This is a genomic window from Mesorhizobium amorphae CCNWGS0123 (genome assembly GCF_001686985.1).
Classification (GTDB): Bacteria; Pseudomonadota; Alphaproteobacteria; order Rhizobiales; family Rhizobiaceae; genus Mesorhizobium; species Mesorhizobium amorphae.
Window position 1 is genome coordinate 5599622 of record NZ_CP015318.1, and the last position, 20490, is coordinate 5620111.

Here is a 20490-nt window from a genome sequence, read left to right on the forward strand (position 1 = left end):
TAACCGCCTGAATCAATACCTTAAGGTCAGCGCGCCTGGCAGGATCTCGAAGGTAGCGGGAATGCGACCCGGCGACTCGCCGTCGATGTCGACCAGCGCGCCGTTCTTTTCCACATCGCCGAGCGGTTCCACAACCACTTTCTTGCCGCGCAGGATGGTGATTGCCGGATGGTTGCGGTGCCGCCCGCCATAGAGCAGCCTGATATCCCGGATCAGTTGCAGCTTGCTCGCCGCGCGCAGAATGACGATGTCGAACTGCGCATCGTCCAGTTCGGCATCCGGCGCGATCATCATGCCACCGCCGAAGAACTTGCCGTTGGCCACCGCCACCAGCGCCATGCGCGCCTCGACCGGAGTGCCATCGTCGACGGTGATGCTGACATCCTGGAACCGATAGCGGACGAACTCCACCACGGTGCGCCAGAAAAACAGCGCCTTGGCCGAGACCTTGCCCTTGCGCTTGTCGGCGTTGACCGCGCGGTCGGTAGCGCCCGACATGCCCAGGCTGGCGATGTTGATGAAATGGCGGCTGGCCAGCGCGCCATGATCGTCGATGTAGCAGACGCGCCCGGCATCGACCTTGCGCGGCTTGGCTTCGGCAATATGCTTGAGCGTCGCATCGACCTCGCGCGGCAGGCCGAGCCCGCGGGCGAAATCGATGCCGGTGCCGCAGGGCAGCAGGCCGAGCTCGGTCGTGCGGCCGGTTTCGTCGAACGCCTGCAACAGGCCATCGGCGACTTCGCTGGCGGTGCCGTCGCCGCCCGCCGCGATCACCAGATCGAAGCCGCTGGCGGCGAGGTCGAGCGCCAGCCTTTCGGCATCGCCATCGGCCTGGGTTTCGCGCAGCTCGAAATCGCCGAAATGCTTTTTCAGCGATGCCGCGACCTCCGGCCAGTGCCGCTTCAGCCTGCCGCCGCCGGCTATCGGATTGAGAACCACCCCGACTTTCAAGCAACCTCCCCCAAAGGCTTTCGGAAACGCTTGCGTCTCAGCTACTTTGCCGGCATTGAAGCCCGCGCTGCCTTGCGGAGCAAGCACCGAATATACGGCAACGCGCGATTGCGGCTGACAAGGCCGGGTTACCGGATTCAGCCGAACCGAGCGCTCCGCCGAAAAATTGCTTCGCCGCGGCGCTTGGTCCCCGATAATCCCGCTATCCACAGGCCCGGGGCGGTTTCCCCGGACACTTACCCGGCGTACATTGAACCCATCTCAGGCGGCTACCGATCGCCAAGCCGAAAGGCAAAGCGAAAAGGCGGATTTCCTGAGGCCCGTACGGCCCTGAGCGATAGCAGGCTTGCCTGCTGGAGGGACGGAAGCCGAGACCTACGGGGCCGCGGAAAGCGTGCGAACGCCGACGGCGGACCGATGCTGCCATGAAGGACGGCAAAGACCTTCGATGGCACGCTGGGCGAAGCTCGCAAGGGTGGAGATCGGCGTGGTCCGGAACGGACACTACCCTCGGGTGGTGACTGGCAGGACCGTCAAAATCAAGGCCGGCTTGGCGCGACGACTTTGCGGAAGTTGCTGCCGTGACCGTGTCCTGATCTGACAGGGAGGCGCTGGGAGAAATCCCAGCGCCGACTGTTTTTTGGCCTATCCCCACGCGCATCGTTCAGCCACGCGCCGCACCGGGCTAACCGTCGCCATGCGCAAGCTGCACACGGCGCTTGATCGAGGTCGGCGCCAGGAGCGCGTATACGACGACTGACGTTTTTCGGTCTCAGCCGGCATCTCAGAAACATTCCGTCACGCACATTTCACAATGGCGGCCAAATCCCGCCTTGTTCCGCAGCGATTGGTGCTGGTGGGGGAGGCAACATAAAGGGACAAGACCGTGATCAAGACCGCCCTTGTCGCCATGACCATCGTCGGCTGCGACTGCGACGCCAAGCTTTGCGAATATATCGGCGAGACGCCGGCCAAGTGGGCGACCATCGCCGACTGCGAGGCGGCGATGAAAAGCCAGATGCTGCACCAGAAGAATTTCAACTATCCGCTGGTCTCGGGCATTTGCCGCACCAAGGGTTCGGTACCGTCCTCCGAGTTGGCGGCGATCGCCTCGGGGCCCGAGTTGACGACGCCGAGGCAAGCCGCGAGCGACCCGCTGCCGCCTGAACTCAGTCACCGGCCGAGCATTCCCGTCGGATCGCCGGTGACGGCGATGGAAACGGAAGCCGCAAGGCCCGTCGCCTATGAAGCGGCGGTCGATGGCGGCCGAGCCGTGCTCTACCGCACCAAGGCCGGCTACGCCGTGGTCAAGACCGATCTCAGCCGCGCCGCATCCGCGACCGTCGACGTGGCGAAGCGATCGGCAAACTGGCTGGCGGGGATGATGCCGAGCGGACTGTAGTCCTTCCTACAGCTTGACCTTGAGGTTCTCCCAGAACTTGTCGATCAGCGGCTTTTCGGTTGCAACGTCCTGATCGCCTATTCGTGTGATGAACAGCAGCCCCTGATCAGCAAGGCCGAAGCCGACGATCTCAAAGTCGGCGCTGTCGGTACGTGTCTTCACGGTGGCCTTGACGCCGGTCAGTTCCTTGCCGTCGGCGAGCTTGCGGGTCGTCGGTTCCTGCGTCAGGGTTCCGCCCGCCTGAACGGATTCCCTCGTCATCTCCTGCAGCATCAGTTGGTTGAGAGACACCGGGTTCATCTTGTCATATTCCTGCACCAAGACGATCGTGCCGAGGGCCGAAGCCATGAGATACTGGGTGATGCTGTCGCTGAGATCGCTCTTGGTGATCGCAATGTTGCTTGGATGAACGAAGGAAAAAGTCGTGCCGGAGAAGGTGGCGAAGTCATTGCGATCGATCCGCACCTTGCTCGTCTTGCCGCCGGGCAAGGTCACGTCCACGTCCTCGCCGGGGTCGATGTCGACCACCACGCCATCGATCGTCAGCTTGAAGGCTTTCAAATCATCGGCGCGGGCCAGCCCGGCGCAAGACACGATCACGGCAAGCGCTGCAGCCGCAAGTCTCGTTCGCATGGCTTGTCCTCTTCTCTTCAAGCGGTTTGGCTAAACGCCTTCATTTTCGTTCAACCACATAGCATCCCCTCGTGACGGATAGCGTGGCCGCCTCGCGAAAACCATAGGCCGTTGCCGAAACGGCATGCCCTCACCCGTCCTTGGAACACGGACTGCTTGGTCCGAAACCGGTAATCTGGAGTTGATCCGCGATGCGATCGACCCGGATTGGTCTGTTCATTGGGCCAGCCGAAACTGACTGCTTCCCAGGGTTCGACCGATCTGGCATATGGTGCACCGCACAATCCGTGCCTCTTCGAAAGTCGCCATCTTGCATCCCACAATCGAAATTATCGGCGCGCTGGCCGCGCTCATCACCACGCTTGGCTGGATTCCGCAGGTCGCCAAGGTCGCGCGCGAGCGCCGTGCCGGCGACATCTCGCTGTTCGCCACCGGCTCGATCGCCACCGGCGTTTTACTGTGGACGCTCTACGGCCTGTTGATCGGCTCCTGGCCGGTCATCCTCGCCAATGGCGTCACGTTCCTGTTCGTAATCGCCATCCTCGGCATGAAGCTGCGCTTCGGTTGAAAATCCGAATTTGATGCATGATGATGCCGGCCATTCTCGTGAGGGGCCGTGCCATGAAGTTTCCAGCCTACGCCATGCTGTCCCTGATGCTGGCGCTTGTTCCCGCGCCTGTTCGAGCGCAAAGCGCCGATCAAGGCGACGACAAGATCGTGATGGTGGCCCGGGATGATCCGGAGATGACGGCGGCGATTGCGCAGGCCCGATCCAGCCTGGACGACTTCCTCGCCTTATCCGAAGCTCCGCCGCCGGGAACGGACGACTTCAAGTTGAAGGTCATGATCGTCGACGGAAATGCGACGGAGCATTTCTGGGTCATCCCTTTCGAGCGGACCGCTAACGGCTTTGCTGGCGTATTGGCGAACGAGCCGAAACTGGTCCAAAATGTCGTGAACGGCCAGTATATCAAATTTTCCCGCGACGATATTTCCGACTGGGGCTACACCAGGAACGGCCATCAGGTCGGCAGCTTTACCGTTTGCGTGATGCTGAAGAAGATGTCCAAGCAGGACGCGGACTATGTACGAAGCAATTACCGCTTCGACTGCTGATTGCGCGCCTGCCTTTCTAAGCCTGCTCGTCCTTCGCGCCGATCTTGCGCACCAGTGCCGCCGTCGCCAGCATCGCGCCCATATCCGCAATCATCGGCGCGACATGGGTCTGGTAGTCGAGCGGCACCGAAATGTCGGGCAACTCGAAGAAGTCCTTCGGCTGCGGCAGCAGCAGGAACCCGTCACTGCCATCGAGCGCCACGCGCGCCGGATCGTCGGGCCAGGTTTCACCGAGCCATTTCAGCGCCTGCGCCAGCCGGCCGCTCACCAGCGGCCGCGCCGCTTCGACATTGTCGGTGCGGAATTCGTAGGCGGCATCGAGTTCCGAAACGCCGGAGGACAGCTCTTCCATCCTGCTGGCGAACATGCCGCGGAAAAAGCCGACGACCACATTGGCCCGGCGCGTCGCCACCAGCGTGCCGGGGAATGGTGTGATCGTCTCGAAGGCGACGATGACGCCTCTGAATGCCGTCGACGAACCCTTGCCGGTCCCTTCGCGCAGCTCTGCCTCATAGAGCTCGAACGCAAACCCCTCGTAACGGCCGGAAAAGACATCGTCGAATGATTGCCGGTTGAAGGGGCCAACCGTCTCGCGTGGCAGCCGGTCGAAGGAATTCGGGTGAACGCCATGCTGGTAGCGTATGTCCTGGATGAAGCCGAAGATCATCGGCAGCAGCGTCTCGCGGAAGGATTGCTGCAATCTGGTCGCCGGCTTCACCGCCTGGAAGTAAAGCAGCAGCGCCGCAACGAAACTGCCGAAATAAAGGAACACGTGCGGAGTCGAGAACCATTGCTCGTAGGGGTCGGCGACCTTGTTGAAGAGCCAGGCGACAAGCACCATGAAGGCCACCACCAGGCCGATGAACACCGGCACCCGCCAGCGCACCTGCCGGTAGGCCGACGCCCGCCCGGCCTCATAGGCCTCGATATCCTTCCTGATGCCGGCGATCACCGCCTCGCTCGGCATGAAATCCGTTGTTTCCACCGCCACCCCCCGCAAGCCTGCCTCTGTCGCATGATAACCGCTTTTGCCGGAAAGTCGCCAGCCTGCGGCTTTTCACACGCGTGCGAACTGCTCGCCAAAAATCGCCTTCAGCCGGGCGTCGACCTTGTCGCGGATGCCACCCGCCAGCGCCTTAACCGGAACCAGCCGCTCATGGTCGCCGGCGCGCAGCCGCATAAACGGATGCATTCGATAGGCGGCGATCTTGCCGCGCATGCCAAGGTCGGCGCTGACTTCGACGGTGAAGATGGAGCCGAGACGGCCCGGCCATGGCTGGCGGGCAAAGGCGGTACCGAGAAAATCGCCAAGCCCGTAGGCGACAAGCGTGTCGCCGACCCGCTCGATCGGCTGCACGACATGGGCGTGGTGCCCGGCGATCAGCCCGACGCCGTGCCCGGCCAGCTGCCTGGCCAGCGCCCGCGTTTCGGCGCGCGGAAAATGCCGGAACTCCCAATCCCAATGCGGTACCGCGCAGACAAGATCGACGCCCTTGGCCGTAGCAGGCGGCCATAGCGCCGGGTCGCCTTGCATGGACACGCGGCCCGAGAACGTTTCGGCATCGGCATTGCGCCATAGCGTGAAGGCGGCAAAGCCGATAGTCAGCGGCCCGACCGCAAGCCGCTCGACCGGACCTTTGGCGAGCGTGCCGATACTGCGGATGCCCAGTCGCATCAACGCAGCGACCGTCTCATCGAAACCCGCGACGCCCTGGTCGAGCACATGGTTGTTGGCCAGCGACAGAACGAGCTTTTCGCGCGCAATGCCGACAGCCGCCAATGCCTCGGCGAGGAAGCGTTCGGTCATCGCATGATGCGTACCGAGCCGCGTGCCCATCACCGCGTTCGGCCGCTCGACTATGGGACTTTCGCAATTGCCGACCACCAGATCGGCGGAGGCAAGCAATGCCTTGATCGTCGGATCGCAGTCCGGTGCACTGCGATTGGCGACGGCCGAAATATCGCCGACGAAGGCCAGCCGCACCATGCGCGCCGGCGGCGGTTCGATCAGCATCCCGTCCGCCGGCGCGAAGCCGCGCACGTCGCCACCGAGCGACGGCCGGAGGAAGCGCGGCAGCCAGGACAATTTGTAGGAGAGCGGATAGTTCGACACGCGGCGCCCAATTGTTTGCCTTGTGTAGACTGTCTGCCCGATCGGTTGAAGCGCATCTGTCGGCAGTCGGCTCCCGTGCCGTCGCATCGTTGCGGTTGAAGACCGGCAGGCGCGGCGATCCGAATGCGTGTATGTTGCGGCAGGATCGCAACGGGAGGGACCCCAATGAAGCGATTGTCGAGCCTGATGGCCTCCGCCGTCATCCTGCTGCTGCCGCTTGCTTCCGCCAGCGACGCCGCTCCCGATCCGGCAGCCCTGTTCGAGGCCAAGACCGTGGCCGACCGCGATGGCGCGCTCGCCGCGCTCGAAGCTGCCGCCCCCAGCGATCCCGCCTCGGCCTATGCCGCCGGCGCCGGCGAATTCTTCACCGCGCTGGAGATCCTGGCAGGCGGCCTGCACCGCCACGGTTTCGACAGCCCGCAATCCTTCATGCTGCCGCTGATGCGGCTCCCCGTGCCCGACAATCCCAACCCGGAGCCCCTGACCTACGAAGAATTCCGCGCCATCCTGACCGCCTTCCGCGACCGGCTGCAGAAATCCGCCGCCACGCTGGGCTCGGTGCCTGCCGATGCGGATATCGGCATGGCCATCGACCTCGGCCGCCTCGGCATCGATCTCAACGAGGATGGCCAGATCGCGCTGGACGAAAGCGCCGTCGCCATCATGGCGGCCCTGTCGCGCGGCAGTGTGCAAGACACCGCCGCTCCCGCCCTCACCTTCCGCTTCGATCGTGCCGACGGCTACTGGCTGCAGGGCTATGCCGAGTTCCTGATGGCGCAAGCCGATTTCTGGCTGGCGCATGATTTCAGGAGCATGTTCGACGGCTCGTTCCACATGCTGTTTCCGCGCGCCAAACTGCCGCTGCAAGACACGCTCGTTCCGCTCGACGGCGGCATGAACGGCAGCGTCTTTTCGTCCGAATGGCGCTTGGCCGACTTCATCTCGCTGGTGCATCTCATCAACTGGCAGGTGGTCGAGCCGGAGCGGCGGCAAGCGGCGCGCCGCCATTTGCTCGAGATGATCCGGCTGTCGCGCGAGGACTGGAAGGCGATCCGCGCCGAGACCGACAATGACCGAGAATGGCTGCCCGGCCCGCAGCAGAAGGGCCCCAACCCGCTCACCGGCCTCGAGGTCGGCGAGGAACAGGTTCAAGCCTGGTTGGCAGCGCTGACCATGGCCGAGGACCTGCTCGAAGGCCGTTTGCTGCTGCCGCACTTCCGCATCGCCGACAAGGGCATCAACATGAAGCGCTTCTTCGACGAGCCGAAACCCTTCGACCTCGTACTGTCGATCACCGGCCCGGCCATCGCGCCCTATCTCGAAAGCGGCAAGATCCTGACCGGCGACGAGTTCGACCAGATCCAGCGTCAGTTCGGCGGCGCCGGCTTTTTGACTTTCGCGCTTTGGTTCAACTGAGCGGGGACATCTCGGCACGCCACCGCTCCTGACAGCCTTCTGTCAGCAGCTTGACCTGGCCGTGCAGCCCTCCTCACTCCGCTCTTTCCATTTTGGCCGAGTCCTCCCATATTCGGGTCATGGCCAAACTTCCCGACAAGAAAACGCCCTCGGCGGCGCAAGACGACCGTGGCGCGCCGAAGCGGCGCAGCCCGTTGACCGATTTCCTCGATGCCTCGGAGCCGCTCCACAAGGGCGGCTTTGCCGAGGCGCCGCAGACCGAATTCTCCGGTACGCCGCTGACCGGCTCGATCGCCGACTGGGCCGAACAGATCGAGCGCGAGGCCGAGCAGCAGCCGAAGCCGAAAGCTGCAAAGAAAATCCCGGAGCGCTCCGCCTCTCCTGGCCGGACGGCGCGTGGCACCTCGATGGGTGGCGCGGCGACGGCCAGGGAGCGCACCGCGGCCGGTCTCAACCCGGTTGCCGGGCTCGACATCTCGCTGGAAGAAGCCGAGACGATGACCTCCAGCGGCGTCACCGCCACGGTGGCCGCGCTCTCCGCGCTCATTGAATCCGGCAATCCCCTCCACAAGGACGGCGTGCTGTGGACGCCGCACCGCCCTGCCCGCCCGGAAAAATCCGAAGGCGGCATCACCATCAAGATGGTGTCGGATTTCGAGCCGGCAGGCGATCAGCCGACGGCGATCAAGGATCTCGTCGAGGGCGTCGACGGCAACGACCGCACCCAGGTGCTGCTCGGCGTCACCGGCTCCGGCAAGACCTTCACCATGGCCAAGGTGATCGAGGAGACGCAACGCCCCGCCTTGATCCTGGCGCCCAACAAGACGCTGGCCGCGCAGCTCTATTCCGAGTTCAAGAAATTCTTCCCGGAAAACGCCGTCGAGTATTTCGTCTCCTACTACGACTATTACCAGCCGGAAGCCTACGTGCCGCGCACCGACACCTTCATCGAGAAGGAATCCTCGATCAACGAGCAGATCGACCGCATGCGCCACTCGGCGACGCGCTCGCTTCTCGAGCGCGACGACGTCATCATCGTCGCCTCGGTCTCCTGCATCTACGGTATCGGTTCGGTCGAGACCTACACGGCGATGACCTTCCAGATGCAGATCGGCGACCGGCTCGACCAGCGCGCTCTGCTCGCCGATCTCGTCGCCCAGCAATACAAGCGCCAGGACGTCAATTTCGTCCGCGGCTCGTTCCGCGTGCGCGGCGACACGATCGAGATCTTTCCGGCCCACTTGGAAGACCGCGCCTGGCGCATCTCGATGTTCGGCGACGAGATCGAGTCGATCACCGAGTTCGACCCGCTGACCGGCCAGAAGACCGGCGAGCTGAAGAGCGTCAAGATCTACGCCAACTCGCACTACGTGACGCCGCGCCCGACCTTGAATCAAGCCATCAAGTCGATCAAGGAAGAACTCAAGCTCCGGCTGCAAGAGCTTGAAAAGGCTGGCCGCCTGCTGGAAGCACAGCGGCTGGAACAGCGCACGCGCTTCGATCTGGAGATGCTGGAAGCGACCGGCTCCTGCGCCGGCATCGAGAATTATTCGCGCTATCTGACCGGCCGCCAGCCAGGCGATCCGCCGCCGACCCTGTTCGAATACATTCCCGACAATGCGCTGGTCTTCATCGACGAAAGCCACGTCACCGTGCCGCAGATCGGCGGCATGTATCGCGGCGACTTTCGCCGCAAGGCGACGCTGGCCGAATATGGTTTCCGTCTGCCGTCCTGCATGGACAACCGGCCGCTGCGCTTCGAGGAATGGGACGCCATGCGTCCGCTTTCCGTCGCCGTCTCGGCAACGCCGGGCGGCTGGGAAATGGAACAGTCCGGCGGCGTGTTCGCCGAGCAGGTCATCCGTCCCACCGGCTTGATCGACCCGCCGGTCGAGGTGCGTCCCGCCAAGACCCAGGTCGACGATGTCGTCGGCGAGATCCGCGACACGACCAGGGCCGGCTACCGCACGCTGGTCACCGTGCTGACCAAGCGCATGGCGGAGGACCTGACCGAGTACCTGCACGAACAGGGCATCCGCGTCCGCTACATGCACTCCGACATCGACACGCTGGAGCGCATCGAGATCCTGCGCGACCTACGCCTCGGCGCCTTCGACGTGCTGGTCGGCATCAACCTTTTGCGCGAAGGCCTCGACATTCCCGAATGCGGTTTCGTCGCCATCCTCGACGCCGACAAGGAAGGTTTTCTGCGTTCGGAAACCTCGCTGATCCAGACCATCGGCCGCGCCGCCAGAAACGTCGACGGCAAGGTCATCCTCTATGCCGACCAGGTCACCGGCTCGATGGAGCGGGCAATGGCCGAGACCAACCGCCGCCGCGAAAAGCAGATGGAGTGGAACGCCGCCAACGGCATCACGCCGGAATCGGTCAAGTCGCGCATCTCCGACATCCTGGACTCGGTCTACGAGAAGGACCATGTCCGCGCCGACATTTCGCAATTCACCGACAGCGCCGGCGCCATGATGGGCAACAATCTCAAGGCGCATCTCGAGGCGCTCGACAAGCAGATGCGCGACGCCGCCGCCAATCTCGACTTCGAGAAGGCCGCCCGCATCCGCGACGAGATCAAGCGGCTGCGCGAGATGGAACTTGCGATCTCCGACGACCCGCTGGCGCGCGAGGTGGAAGGCCAAAGTCCTGCCTCAGGCCGCGAGAAGGGCAAGCACAACAAGGGTGTGGCCAAACATCGTACGGCCGAGGAACAGGAGCGTTTCCGCAAGCTCGATGAGGTACGTGCGGCCGAAGAGGCGGCCAAGGCTGCCCGGCACAACCTTTTCCGCAAGCCGGCGCTAGACGACATGGGCGCCGATGGCGCCGTACCGGTGAAGAAGCCGCTGTTTGCCAAACCGTCGATTGACGACATGGGCCCGGGCACCGACATGCCGACGCCGGCGGGCGCCGTCTCGCGCTCACTGTTCAAGAAGCAGTCGGCGGCCGAGGCGCACGGCTCCGACTTCGGCATTCCGGGCGAGGCCACCAAGCCGCTGTTCAAGAAGAACTCGCTCGACGAAATGACGGTGCGGCGTACCGAAACGCCGATCGAAGGCGAAAAGCCGGTCAAGCGCGAACGCGCCGGTATCGGCTCCTACGAGGACCCGGTAGATGCCCGCCGCGAGAAACGCCGGCCCGGCAAGACTGGCAGACCCGGTCGGTAGTACACCGCCCTTGCCATCGGCCCCGCCTCTGGTGTAGCCAGTTCTCCAACTCAAACGTCTTGAAAGGAGGGCTGCGTGTTTATCGATCACCACCGTCAGCGCGGCCCTGTCTGTGCCCTGCGAGCTTGCTTGCAGGGCTGACCAGGACGGTCCGGGTTATTCCCGCTTCGATTTTTGGTCTGCCCTTCGTGGTGCTGCAGTGCTTGGCCTGATGGCCTGCCCGCGCACCGACAAAGTGCATGAGCCGGTGTTTTTCCCGGCAAGACCAGAGAAATCGACATGGCCCTGATCAGCCTCAAATCCCTCGGCGTCACCATGAGTGCGCCGCTCTTCTCCAACCTCGACCTCGCCATCGGCACAGGCGACCGGCTCGGCATCGTCGCCGCCAACGGCCGCGGCAAATCCACCTTGCTCAAATGCCTGACTGGCGAGATGGAACCGACCTTTGGCGACATCACCCGCACGCGTGGCCTGCGCATCGGCCATGTCGAACAATCCATCCCGGACGCTCTCCTCGATTGCAGCTTCCATCAGGCCGTGGCCGACGCCTTGCCCGCCGAGCAGGCTGAAAGCGAACTGTGGCGCGTCGACGTGGTGCTGGATTCCCTCGACGTGCCCGAACCGATGCGCGAGCGGCCGATGCGTGCCTTGAGCGGCGGCTGGCAGAGGCTGGCGCTGATTGCCCGCGTCTGGGTCACAGACCCGGACGTGCTGCTGCTCGACGAGCCGACCAACCATCTCGACCTCGCGAAAATCAGCCAGCTGGAAACCTGGCTGAACGCGCTGCCGCGCGAAGTGCCTGTCGTCATCGCCAGCCATGACCGCGCCTTCCTCGACGCCATCACCAACCGCACGCTGTTCCTGCGGCCCGAACAGTCGCCGGTGTTTTCCTTGCCCTATTCGCGGGCACGCGACGCGCTGGATGACGTTGACGCCTCGACGGAGCGCAAATTCGAGCGCGACATAAAGGTGGCACAGCAATTGCGCCGGCAGGCGGCAAAGCTGAACAATATCGGCATCAATTCGGGCAGCGACCTGCTGACGGTCAAGACCAAGCAGCTCAACCAGCGGGCGGAGCGCCTGGAGGAGGCGGCAGCACCCGCGCATCGCGAGAAATCGGCCGGCGCGATCAGGCTCGCCAATCGCGGCACGCACGCCAAAGTGCTGATCACGCTCGAAGATGCGGCGATCGAAACACCCGACGGCACGTTGCTGTTCAGGACTGGCAAGCGCCATATCTGCCAAGGCGACCGCATTGTCCTGCTCGGCCGCAACGGCGCCGGCAAGTCCCGTTTCGTCACCCTGATCCGCAATGCCATTGCCGAACCCGAAACCGTGCAGAGCGTGAAGGTGACGCCGTCGACGGTGCTCGGCTACAGCGACCAGGCGCTGTCGGGCATGAGCGCTAACGACACGCCGCTGGCGATGGTCTCGCGAAAATACGATGTCGGCGAGCAACGCGCCCGCACGCTGCTCGCCGGCGCCGGTGTCGCCATCGACATGCAGGAGCGCAAGATCGGCATGCTGTCCGGCGGCCAGAAGGCGCGGCTGATGATGCTGGCGCTTCGGCTTGCCAATCCTAACTTCTATCTGCTCGACGAGCCGACCAACCATCTCGACATCGACGGCCAGGAAGCCTTGGAATCGGAACTTCTGGCTCATCAGGCAAGCTGCGTGCTCGCCTCGCACGACCGCTCCTTCATCCGCGCCGTCGGCAACCGCTTCTGGCTGGTCGAGAAGCGCCGGTTGACGGAGGTCGACAGCCCCGAGGATTTCTTTCGTTCGGTGGCCGAGACAGTCACCTGACGACAGGCCCAGGGGCCGGCCTGTCGTGGGCCGGCCAAAATTTTCGACGATCTGTAGGATCGCATTTGCCTGCCACGTCCTTGGGATGCCGACACGATGATGCCGGTTTCAATCGAGGAGAAAGCATCATGTCCATTCTGTCATCCATTGGCCGCATCGCCGCCCGCTACGCGGCGACCCGCGCCCGTTACCGCAGCGAGCGCGCGCTCCTTTCACTGCCGATCGAATTGCGCAAGGATATCGGCTGGCCGGAAATCATCGTCGACGCGCAAAACGGCCCTCGGATTTGCAGGGCTCCCTGAGCGAGCGAGATGAAAGCGGCTGCCCAACCGGTTGCGGCAGGCGTCATTGACAGGCTCCAGGGCCACTTCAACCGCCGACGACCGGCACCTCGGTCGCGGCACTGAAAAAATCCCGTCGGCCGTGTAGGATCGCCGCCACCTCATTCGTCCTACGGTTCGCAAGGCCCAACCAAACGCAAAGAGGAGCAAAAAGATGAACGATCAGCCGCAAACCCAGCCTGCCGCGAAAGTCCTCGGCGGCTTGACGCCCTACCTTCAGCTGGACGGCGCCTTCAAGGCCGCCGAATTCTACAAGAAGGCCTTCGGCGCCGAGCAGGTGTTCTTCTATCCGCCCGATGAGCAGGGCCGCACCATGCACATCCACCTTCACATCAACGGCTCGACGCTGATGATCTCCGATTTCTATCCCGAGCAGGGGATGTCCCCGGTCAAGCCGCAGGGCTACACCATGCAACTCCATCTCGATGACGGCGACATCGAAGCCTGGTGGCAGCGCGCCGTCGATGCCGGCTGCGAAGTTGTTGTGCCGTTGCAAGTGATGTTCTGGGGCGATCGCTGGGGCAATATGCGCGATCCCTTCGGCGTCGAGTGGGCGATGAACGCGCCTGTGAAAAAGGCATAGGAGAAGCACGATGTCCTATGTTGATGGTTTCGTTCTCGCCGTGCCCAAGGCAAATCTCGACGCCTACAAGAAGATGGCTGGGCAAGCCGGCTCCATCTGGATGGAGTACGGCGCGCTCTCCTATGTCGAATGCATCGGCGACGACGTGCCCTATGGCGAGCTCACCTCGTTCCCGCGCGCCGTGCAGGCCAAGGATGACGAGGTCGTCGTGTTTGCATGGGTTGTCTACGAGTCGCGAAAACGGCGCGACGAAGTGATGGCGAAGATAATGGTCGACGAGCGGCTGAAGGCCGATTGGCCGACAATGCCGTTCGACGGCAAGCGCATGATCTTTGGCGGCTTCCAGTCGTTCATCGAGCTTTGACCCATCGCTTCGTCATCCTATGGCGGAGCAAGGAGCGAAGCGACGCGGCGCAGACCATAGGATCCATGCCGTGACCTAAAGGCGTTGCAACGGTGCAGGATTCTGCTCCGCTGCATCATTCGATCGAGGTCACGGAATGGATCCTAGGGTCTTCGCGACGGAGCTGCGCTCCTGCTTCGCCCTAGGATGACGAAGCTGAGATGCTTCGGCCGGCGACCAGCTCGCTACGCCAGCTTGTCCAGCAGCGGCTTCAGCCTGTCGCCATAGCGCCTCCACAGGTCGACTGACCCTTGGTACATCGGCTGGCGCACCTGCGCTGCGGAGGCCGTGCGCACGGGACGTTCGGTCTCGTGGAACGACAGCACCGCATCGTCCCAAGGCAGGCCGAGATGGGCGATCAGCGCCCGCGTCTGGCCTTCCTGGTCGGCGACGAAATCCTCGTAGCGCACATCATGCACGACGCCCGGCAGCATGGTGCGCCAATGCGCCATGATGTCGGTGTAGAGATTGTGGAAGTCGGCAAGCTCGCCAAGGTCGTAGCCGTAGCGATGGCTGTCGCCGCGGAAATGCACTTTGTAGATCGACAGGCAGGTCGCCGCAGCATCGCGCGCGCAATGGATGATCTTCGCCTTGGGCAGCATCAGATGGATGAAGCCGACCAGCAGGAAGTTGCCTGGCATCTTATCGGTGACGTGCCGGAAGCCGGGATAGCGGGCGTGCAGCATGTCGAGATAGGCCTGCCCCGCCTCGGCGAAGGCCTTGTCTTGCATGTCGGCGATCCCCCAGGGAAAGCCGCCTTGCATGCTCAGCGGAAACTGCTTGCCGACCGCCGTCTTCAGAATGCTGAGCTCGCCGGCGCCATAGACTTTTGGGTGGCTGGCGATGATCTGCTCGACCAGAGTCGTGCCCGAGCGCGGCATGCCGACGACGAAGATCGGCGTGTCGTCGGCGGTCGCGCTCGGCTTGTGCTTGTCGAAGAAGGCCTTGTCGAAGACCGCCTTCATCGCTTCGAATTCGTCGCGCGTTCTCGCCGCGTCGTAGTCGATGCCCTTGCGGCGGATGGCGTTGCCTTCGGCGAAATAGTCGAAGGCGCGGCCATAATCCTTCAGATCGTCATTCGCCTTGCCGAGGCCGAACGAAAGCTGCATGCGCGCCAGGCTGCCTTCAGGCGCCTTGGTATGCTGGGCCTCCATGCCGGCAAGCTCGGCGTCGCGCTCCTGCTGACGCTTGACCTGCGTCAGCAGCAGCCAGGCCTTCGCCATGCCGGGATCGATCGCCAGCGCCTGCCGGGCGAGATCGGCAGACTCGCCAAGCTTGCCCTTTTCCATCATGCCGACGCCCAGCCCATACAGAAGTTCGGCATCCTTCGGCCGGAACGTCAGCGCCTCGCGGAAGACGGCGAGCGCCCCGTCCAGCCGGCCCGCTTCCTGCAGCGTTTCGGCAAGCCCGATGCGGGCACGCACATGGAAGGGGTTGCGGCCGATCGTCCCGCGATAGATCTCTTCGGCACCCTCGAACTGGCCGAGCTGCTTCAGCGCCGAGCCGAGATTGTCGCGCGCCGCAAGCTGGTCCGGCCGGATGTCCACTGCGCCACGGAAGAAATCGACGGCAGCATCGACACGGCCAAGGTCGCGCATGACCGTGCCGAAATTGTTGAGGAAGTCGGCATTCTTCGGCTGCAGGGTCACCGACTGCTCGATGAGATCGAGCCCTTCCTCGCTTCGCCCGGTCTGATGCAGCAAAAGCCCGAGGAAATGCAGCGCGGCGGCATGGTTCGGCTTCTGCGCCAGCACCTGCCGATAGAGCGTCTCGGCCTCTTGCCGGCGCCCGGTCTGGTGCAGCTGCAGCGCCTGCTGCACATACCGATCGAGCACCGTGGGCGGCTGCCCTCCTGAACCCGATCTGGCGCCCGCGCCTGCCGCTCTTCTTTGATCTCTGTTGATGGGAAACCTGCCGTGTTTGTCCGCATGCCGGACCTAAGCCATACGGCCGGCAGTTTCAAGACGCACGGACATTGCCGCACGGGTCATGACACTTGGCGGGCAGGTCGCGCCCATCTCCCCGCCAAAACGGAGAGATGGGGACGCCTGTTCCTGCGTCGCTCAGCACGGGCCGTCGCCGACGATGCGATAGTCGGCAGCGCGAGCCTCGCATTCGTTCGGGAAGGTGCGCAGCTCGCCTCGACGGCGGGCACAGACGGGAGCGTATTCGCGCGTGCAAAAGGTCTGCTCGTCACCACCGCCGCCACCGCCGTCGCGGCATGGGCCATCTCGCACGATACGGTATCCCGCCCTGTCGGCGAGGCAGGCATTGGCGAAGGTCTGGCGGTCGCCGCCACGACGGGCGCAAACTGGCTCATATTCCCTGGTGCAGAATTGCGGCTCCGGCCTCGGTGGGCGCGGGCGCGGACCGGGCCCCTCGTCCACCACCACGGTGCAGGCGGCCAGAAGTGCCGACAGCAATAGAAGAGCAAAACCCTGTCGCGAGAAAAGCGTCACAAGAAATTTCATGAATATCTCCCTCGAGCCCCCGTCCCGGCGCAAAACACGCCTGCCGATCCTCGCTATTCCCTTGCCAAATGCAACCCCCGTTTGCGGAAGACCGGAGGCGTATCATACCGCCGCCCGCGTCTCGAATAGCATCGTGGCATGCGCTCTGGACCATGCTCGAACAGGCTCTGGCCGATGACCGGACCGGAGGCCAGGTCTATCGAAACCTTGCGTTGCGAAGCGCCCATCGGGGTGCCTCGCGGCCCCTGTCTTGCAACCATCACGTTTCCGTGCGATAAATTTTGTGTTCGGGCATTTGCGACCCGGAGAGCGGAACGTTTTGGACGACCTTTCCCCGATACTGTGAATCTCTGACGGCCCCGTTTTCGGCGGGGGGTTTGACCATGCGCCAATGCATGACTGCCGAAGCAACCACCGGGACTTGCCCACGGCGCCAGGCGGCGGGCAAACCACAAGACTGACACGGGTGAAGGAGTTTCCCCAATGGCCCAGACCGGCACCGTTAAATTCTTCAACGCGACCAAAGGCTTCGGCTTCATCACGCCCGATGGCGGCGCCAAGGACGTATTCGTCCACATTTCGGCGATCGAGGCTTCGGGCCTGCGCACGCTGGTCGACGGCCAGAAGGTCACTTTCGACGTCGAGCCCGACCGCATGGGCAAGGGCCCGAAGGCGGTCAATCTCCGCGCTGCCTGATCCGTCTGGCCCGCGTTCGTCCACGCGGACCAGCGAAGCAAGCTGCAAGGTCATGAACCGGCTTCCAGGCCGGGATTGAGTTTTTGAAGGCGCGACGGTCATCCGTCGCGCCTTTTCCATGCCGCTAAATGCTTGCCGGCGCGTGCAAAAACTTTCTCTTGCCGATAGCGCTAAAATAAAGGACAAATTTCCATTCGGGCATTTGCCGGCCCGAGACTGGAGTTTATGGGATCAAAGGGAGCTTCCCATGCCGCAGACCGGCACCGTCAAATTCTTCAATCATGCCAAAGGCTTCGGCTTCATCACGCCGGACGATGGCGCGAAGGATGTCTTCGTCCATATTTCGGCCGTGCAGGCGTCGGGTCTTCCCGGTCTGGAGGATGGGCAGAAAGTGACATTCGACACCGAGCCGGACAAGCGCGGCAAGGGTCCGAAGGCCGTCAATCTGTCGATCGGCTAAGCCGGCTCAAGACAGATCGGACGGAGGCTGATGAGGCGGGTCCACTCCCGCCCGACCAATAGTTTGCCGCGTGCGTTTTGATCAATCCGGCGAATTTTCGTTCAGCCCCCGTTCAGCCACGGTCTTCTACTAATCTTCGCTAAAACCGGTCCGCATCCCCTGAAATTACCCGGGCCGGCACGAAGGAGACCGAAATGAACCGAATTCTCAAGACCGCCATCCTGTCCGCGGGCATCGCCGCGACCATTTTGGCCACCTTGCCGGCGGCCAATGCCGATGACTGGCGCTGGCGCCGTCATCACCACAACCATGGCGACGCCCTCGCCGCCGGCGTTGTCGGCCTTGCGGCCGGCGCCCTGATCGCGGGTGCGCTGAGCAACCCGCAGCCCCGCTACAGCTACTACGACGACGATTATGACTATCGTTATGTGCGGCCGGCGCCGGTTCGCCGCTACTATGTGGAACAGCCGCGTGTCGTCTATGCCGACCGCTACGCCGAACCGTGGACCCGTGCCTGGTACGAATACTGTTCGGACCGCTACCGGTCCTTCAATTCCCGCACCGGCACGTTTACGGGCTATGACGGCGACCAGCATTTCTGCGTCGCCAACTGAGGCAGGCTTTCTGTTTCGAACCAAAAGCGCCGCCCATGGGGTGGCGCTTTTTTTGTTCAACGGCGAGCCGTCAGGTTAAGAACGGATTGGTCCGCCGCTCCTCGCCGAAGCGGCCACCCGGACCATGGCCGCAGATGAAGCCGATGTCGTCGCCAAGCGGCAGGAGCTTCTCCTTGATCGAGGCGATCAGCGTCGCATGGTCGCCGCCAGGCAGATCGGTGCGCCCGACCGAGCCGCGAAACAACACGTCGCCGACATGGGCGAACTTGGCCGCACGGTTGTAGTAGACGACATGGCCAGGTGCATGACCCGGACAATGCAGGACTTCAAACGAATGCGCTCCGAATGACACGGTCTCGCCTTCGGTGAGGAAACGGTCAGGCACGCAATTGCGCACGGCATCGGTGATGCCGAAGCGCTTTGCCTGGTTCTCCAGATTCGCGAGCAGCGGCCTGTCGGCCTCATGCGGGCCAATGATGTCGACGCCGAGCGCCTCCTTCAACTCCATCGCGCCGCCGGCATGATCGATATGGCCGTGCGTGATCCAGATCGCACCGGCGGTGATCGCATTGTCCTTCAGCACCGCCAGCACCTTGTCGATGTCGCCGCCCGGGTCGACGACGACGCCCTGTTTGTCGTCCATGTCGAACAGGATCGTGCAGTTCTGCTGGAAGGGCGTGACCGGCACGATACCGGCATTGAGCTGACCCATGCTTGACCTTTCGCTGCATTGGAGCGCGGCATCCTCTCGGACGCGCAACAAGCTCCAGTTCTGTGAAAACCGGCTCTGATGTAAAGCCACATGCGAACCGCGTCCACCGCCGGGGGCCATCTCGAATGGCCAAAAAACAAATGGGCGGCCGAAGCCGCCCATGCGAAAAGCCCGATGTCTCGAGGCTTACTTCTTCATAGCATTCATGACCGCGCCGATGATGCCGGTCAGGATGGCGCCGCCGCCAGCGCCGCCGAGGATGTTCTCCAGGTTCAACGCGCTGCCCAATCCGCCCGCTGCCGCCGCAGCCGCTGCAGGATCGACCGTACCGCCGCCCAGAAGGCTGCCGAGGATGGCCGCGCCGCCGACACCGCCAATCGCGCCGCCCAGGATTTTGGGAAGCTGACCCAACGCCGCTTGCTTGAGCGCCGCGCCCACCGCCTGACCACCGATGATACCCGTAATCACCTGAACAATGATCGGAAGAAGCGTGTTCATGTCCATATTTCCAGTCCCTCCATGACTGTCAGCCTCCCGGGCCGACGCCATCATGAGACGCTGAAATGGATGAAAGTCAAATGCAGAGATGCTGAAATAAAAGGGGCGGCTCGAAAACCGCCCCTGCTTGACAAAAAAGCTGTGACTTTCGTTATTCTGCAGCAATCGCATGCTTTGGTTGCACTGCAGCAGAATAGTCATTCATCAGTGACTTGGCGATCTCGCCGACCTCGAATCGGTAGGGTCCGATCTCCGCCACCGGCGTTACTTCAGCCGCCGTCCCGGTGAGGAAGCACTGCTCGAAGCCTTCGAGTTCTTCCGGCATGATGACGCGTTCGATCACTTCGATCCCACGATCCTTGGCGAGGCCGATGACCGTGCGGCGGGTGATGCCGTCGAGGAAGCAATCGGGCTTCGGCGTATGGATCTTGCCGTCCTTGACGAAGAAGATGTTGGCGCCGGTTGCTTCGGCGACTTGGCCGCGCCAGTCGAGCATCATGGCGTCGGCATAGCCCTTGGCCTCGGCTGCATGCTTGGACATGGTGCAGATCATGTACAGGCCGGAGGCCTTCGATTTCGACGGCGCGGTGCGCGGGTCGGGGCGGCGCCATTCCGCCATGTCGAGGCGGATGCCCTTCAGCTTCTGCGCCGGGTCAAAATAGCTCGGCCACTGCCAGATGGCGATGGCGCAATTGATGCGGTTGTTCTGCGCCGAGACGCCCATCTGCTCGCTGCCGCGCCAGGCGATCGGGCGCACATAGGCGTCCTGAAAACCTTGCTTCTTCAAGAGCGTGCGGCAGGCGTCGTCGAGATCGGCGACCGAATAGGGTATCTTGAAGCCAAGCAGCCGCGCCGATTCATGCAGGCGCTCGGTATGCTCGGTGAGCTTGAATATCTCGCCGCCATAGGCGCGCTCGCCCTCGAAAACGGCACTGGCGTAGTGCAGGCCATGGGTCAGCACATGGACCTTGGCGTCGGCCCATTTGACGAACTCGCCGTTCATCCAGATGAAGCCGTCCAACTGGTCAAAAGGAACGGATGCCATGATAACCTCCCGCGGGTGCCACCCCGCATATCGTTGTATCGTTGTGTGTTTCGT

At 63.2% G+C, this 20490-nt stretch carries 21 protein-coding genes; 12 read left to right on the forward strand and 9 right to left on the reverse strand.

The window, feature by feature from the left end:
• Positions 1–12: 12 nt before the first annotated feature.
• Positions 13–951: a diacylglycerol/lipid kinase family protein gene (locus A6B35_RS26255; RefSeq protein WP_006202504.1), complete on the reverse strand. Its 939-nt coding sequence runs from the start codon at positions 949–951 to the stop codon at positions 13–15.
• An 886-nt stretch (positions 952–1837) separates the two neighbouring features.
• On the opposite strand from A6B35_RS26255, the gene A6B35_RS26260 reads away from it, so the two are divergent.
• Positions 1838–2353, forward strand: a complete 516-nt coding sequence (locus tag A6B35_RS26260; RefSeq protein ID WP_006202505.1) for a hypothetical protein — start codon at positions 1838–1840, stop codon at positions 2351–2353.
• A gap of 6 nt (positions 2354–2359) precedes the next feature.
• On the opposite strand, the gene A6B35_RS26265 is transcribed toward A6B35_RS26260, so the two are convergent.
• The gene (locus A6B35_RS26265) at positions 2360–2986 is read right to left on the reverse strand and encodes a hypothetical protein (protein WP_006202506.1); all 627 of its coding nucleotides are present in this window, start codon (positions 2984–2986) and stop codon (positions 2360–2362) included.
• 310 nt (positions 2987–3296) lie between these two features.
• Here A6B35_RS26265 and A6B35_RS26270 point away from each other — a divergent pair, with 310 nt between their 5' ends.
• A complete protein-coding gene (locus A6B35_RS26270; RefSeq protein WP_040582867.1) occupies positions 3297–3554 on the forward strand; it encodes a SemiSWEET family sugar transporter in 258 nt (85 codons plus the stop codon).
• A gap of 53 nt (positions 3555–3607) precedes the next feature.
• Entirely contained in the window at positions 3608–4102 is a 495-nt protein-coding gene (locus A6B35_RS26275; protein WP_040582868.1) for a YegJ family protein, read from the forward strand.
• A gap of 16 nt (positions 4103–4118) precedes the next feature.
• Here the strand turns inward: A6B35_RS26275 and A6B35_RS26280 are convergent, their stop codons facing one another.
• A complete protein-coding gene (locus tag A6B35_RS26280) occupies positions 4119–5087 on the reverse strand; it encodes a DUF3137 domain-containing protein (protein WP_081482154.1) in 969 nt (322 codons plus the stop codon).
• A 72-nt stretch (positions 5088–5159) separates the two neighbouring features.
• Positions 5160–6215: a CapA family protein gene (locus tag A6B35_RS26285; RefSeq protein WP_006202510.1), complete on the reverse strand. Its 1056-nt coding sequence runs from the start codon at positions 6213–6215 to the stop codon at positions 5160–5162.
• 165 nt (positions 6216–6380) lie between these two features.
• Between A6B35_RS26285 and A6B35_RS26290 the strand changes: the two genes are divergently transcribed.
• From A6B35_RS26290 to A6B35_RS26310, 6 genes are all read left to right on the forward strand, one after another.
• Entirely contained in the window at positions 6381–7631 is a 1251-nt protein-coding gene (locus A6B35_RS26290; protein WP_006202511.1) for a hypothetical protein, read from the forward strand.
• Positions 7632–7750: 119 nt separating this feature from the next.
• Positions 7751–10807, forward strand: coding sequence for an excinuclease ABC subunit UvrB (gene uvrB, locus A6B35_RS26295; RefSeq protein ID WP_006202512.1), 3057 nt, complete (start codon positions 7751–7753; stop codon positions 10805–10807).
• Between the two features lie 279 nt (positions 10808–11086).
• A complete protein-coding gene (locus A6B35_RS26300) occupies positions 11087–12613 on the forward strand; it encodes an ABC-F family ATP-binding cassette domain-containing protein (protein ID WP_006202513.1) in 1527 nt (508 codons plus the stop codon).
• 128 nt (positions 12614–12741) lie between these two features.
• Positions 12742–12915: a hypothetical protein gene (locus tag A6B35_RS36285; protein ID WP_006202514.1), complete on the forward strand. Its 174-nt coding sequence runs from the start codon at positions 12742–12744 to the stop codon at positions 12913–12915.
• 193 nt (positions 12916–13108) lie between these two features.
• Positions 13109–13537: a VOC family protein gene (locus A6B35_RS26305; RefSeq protein ID WP_006202515.1), complete on the forward strand. Its 429-nt coding sequence runs from the start codon at positions 13109–13111 to the stop codon at positions 13535–13537.
• 10 nt (positions 13538–13547) lie between these two features.
• On the forward strand, positions 13548–13901 hold the full coding sequence (locus tag A6B35_RS26310; protein ID WP_006202516.1) for a DUF1428 domain-containing protein: 354 nt from the start codon (positions 13548–13550) through the stop codon (positions 13899–13901).
• 224 nt (positions 13902–14125) lie between these two features.
• Here A6B35_RS26310 and A6B35_RS26315 read toward each other — a convergent pair whose 3' ends face one another.
• Both A6B35_RS26315 and A6B35_RS26320 read right to left on the reverse strand, forming a co-directional pair.
• A complete protein-coding gene (locus A6B35_RS26315) occupies positions 14126–15760 on the reverse strand; it encodes a tetratricopeptide repeat-containing sulfotransferase family protein (protein ID WP_040582870.1) in 1635 nt (544 codons plus the stop codon).
• A gap of 243 nt (positions 15761–16003) precedes the next feature.
• Positions 16004–16411, reverse strand: a complete 408-nt coding sequence (locus tag A6B35_RS26320) for a Kazal-type serine protease inhibitor family protein (RefSeq protein WP_006202518.1) — start codon at positions 16409–16411, stop codon at positions 16004–16006.
• A gap of 483 nt (positions 16412–16894) precedes the next feature.
• On the opposite strand from A6B35_RS26320, the gene A6B35_RS26325 reads away from it, so the two are divergent.
• The 3 genes from A6B35_RS26325 to A6B35_RS26335 all read left to right on the forward strand — a co-directional run bounded on the left by A6B35_RS26325 (position 16895) and on the right by A6B35_RS26335 (position 18181).
• On the forward strand, positions 16895–17107 hold the full coding sequence (locus A6B35_RS26325; protein WP_006202520.1) for a cold-shock protein: 213 nt from the start codon (positions 16895–16897) through the stop codon (positions 17105–17107).
• Positions 17108–17354: 247 nt separating this feature from the next.
• Positions 17355–17567 carry a cold-shock protein gene (locus tag A6B35_RS26330; protein WP_006202521.1) on the forward strand — a complete coding sequence of 71 codons (213 nt, stop codon included), beginning with the start codon at positions 17355–17357 and terminating at the stop codon, positions 17565–17567.
• 194 nt (positions 17568–17761) lie between these two features.
• A complete protein-coding gene (locus tag A6B35_RS26335; protein ID WP_006202522.1) occupies positions 17762–18181 on the forward strand; it encodes a BA14K family protein in 420 nt (139 codons plus the stop codon).
• A 70-nt stretch (positions 18182–18251) separates the two neighbouring features.
• Here A6B35_RS26335 and A6B35_RS26340 read toward each other — a convergent pair whose 3' ends face one another.
• From A6B35_RS26340 to A6B35_RS26350, 3 genes are all read right to left on the reverse strand, one after another.
• The gene (locus tag A6B35_RS26340; protein WP_006202523.1) at positions 18252–18893 is read right to left on the reverse strand and encodes an MBL fold metallo-hydrolase; all 642 of its coding nucleotides are present in this window, start codon (positions 18891–18893) and stop codon (positions 18252–18254) included.
• 186 nt (positions 18894–19079) lie between these two features.
• Positions 19080–19397 (reverse strand): hypothetical protein, encoded by a 318-nt coding sequence (locus tag A6B35_RS26345; protein WP_006202524.1) that lies wholly within the window; start codon positions 19395–19397, stop codon positions 19080–19082.
• A 145-nt stretch (positions 19398–19542) separates the two neighbouring features.
• Positions 19543–20436, reverse strand: coding sequence for a branched-chain amino acid aminotransferase (locus A6B35_RS26350; RefSeq protein ID WP_006202525.1), 894 nt, complete (start codon positions 20434–20436; stop codon positions 19543–19545).
• Positions 20437–20490: the final 54 nt, after the last annotated feature.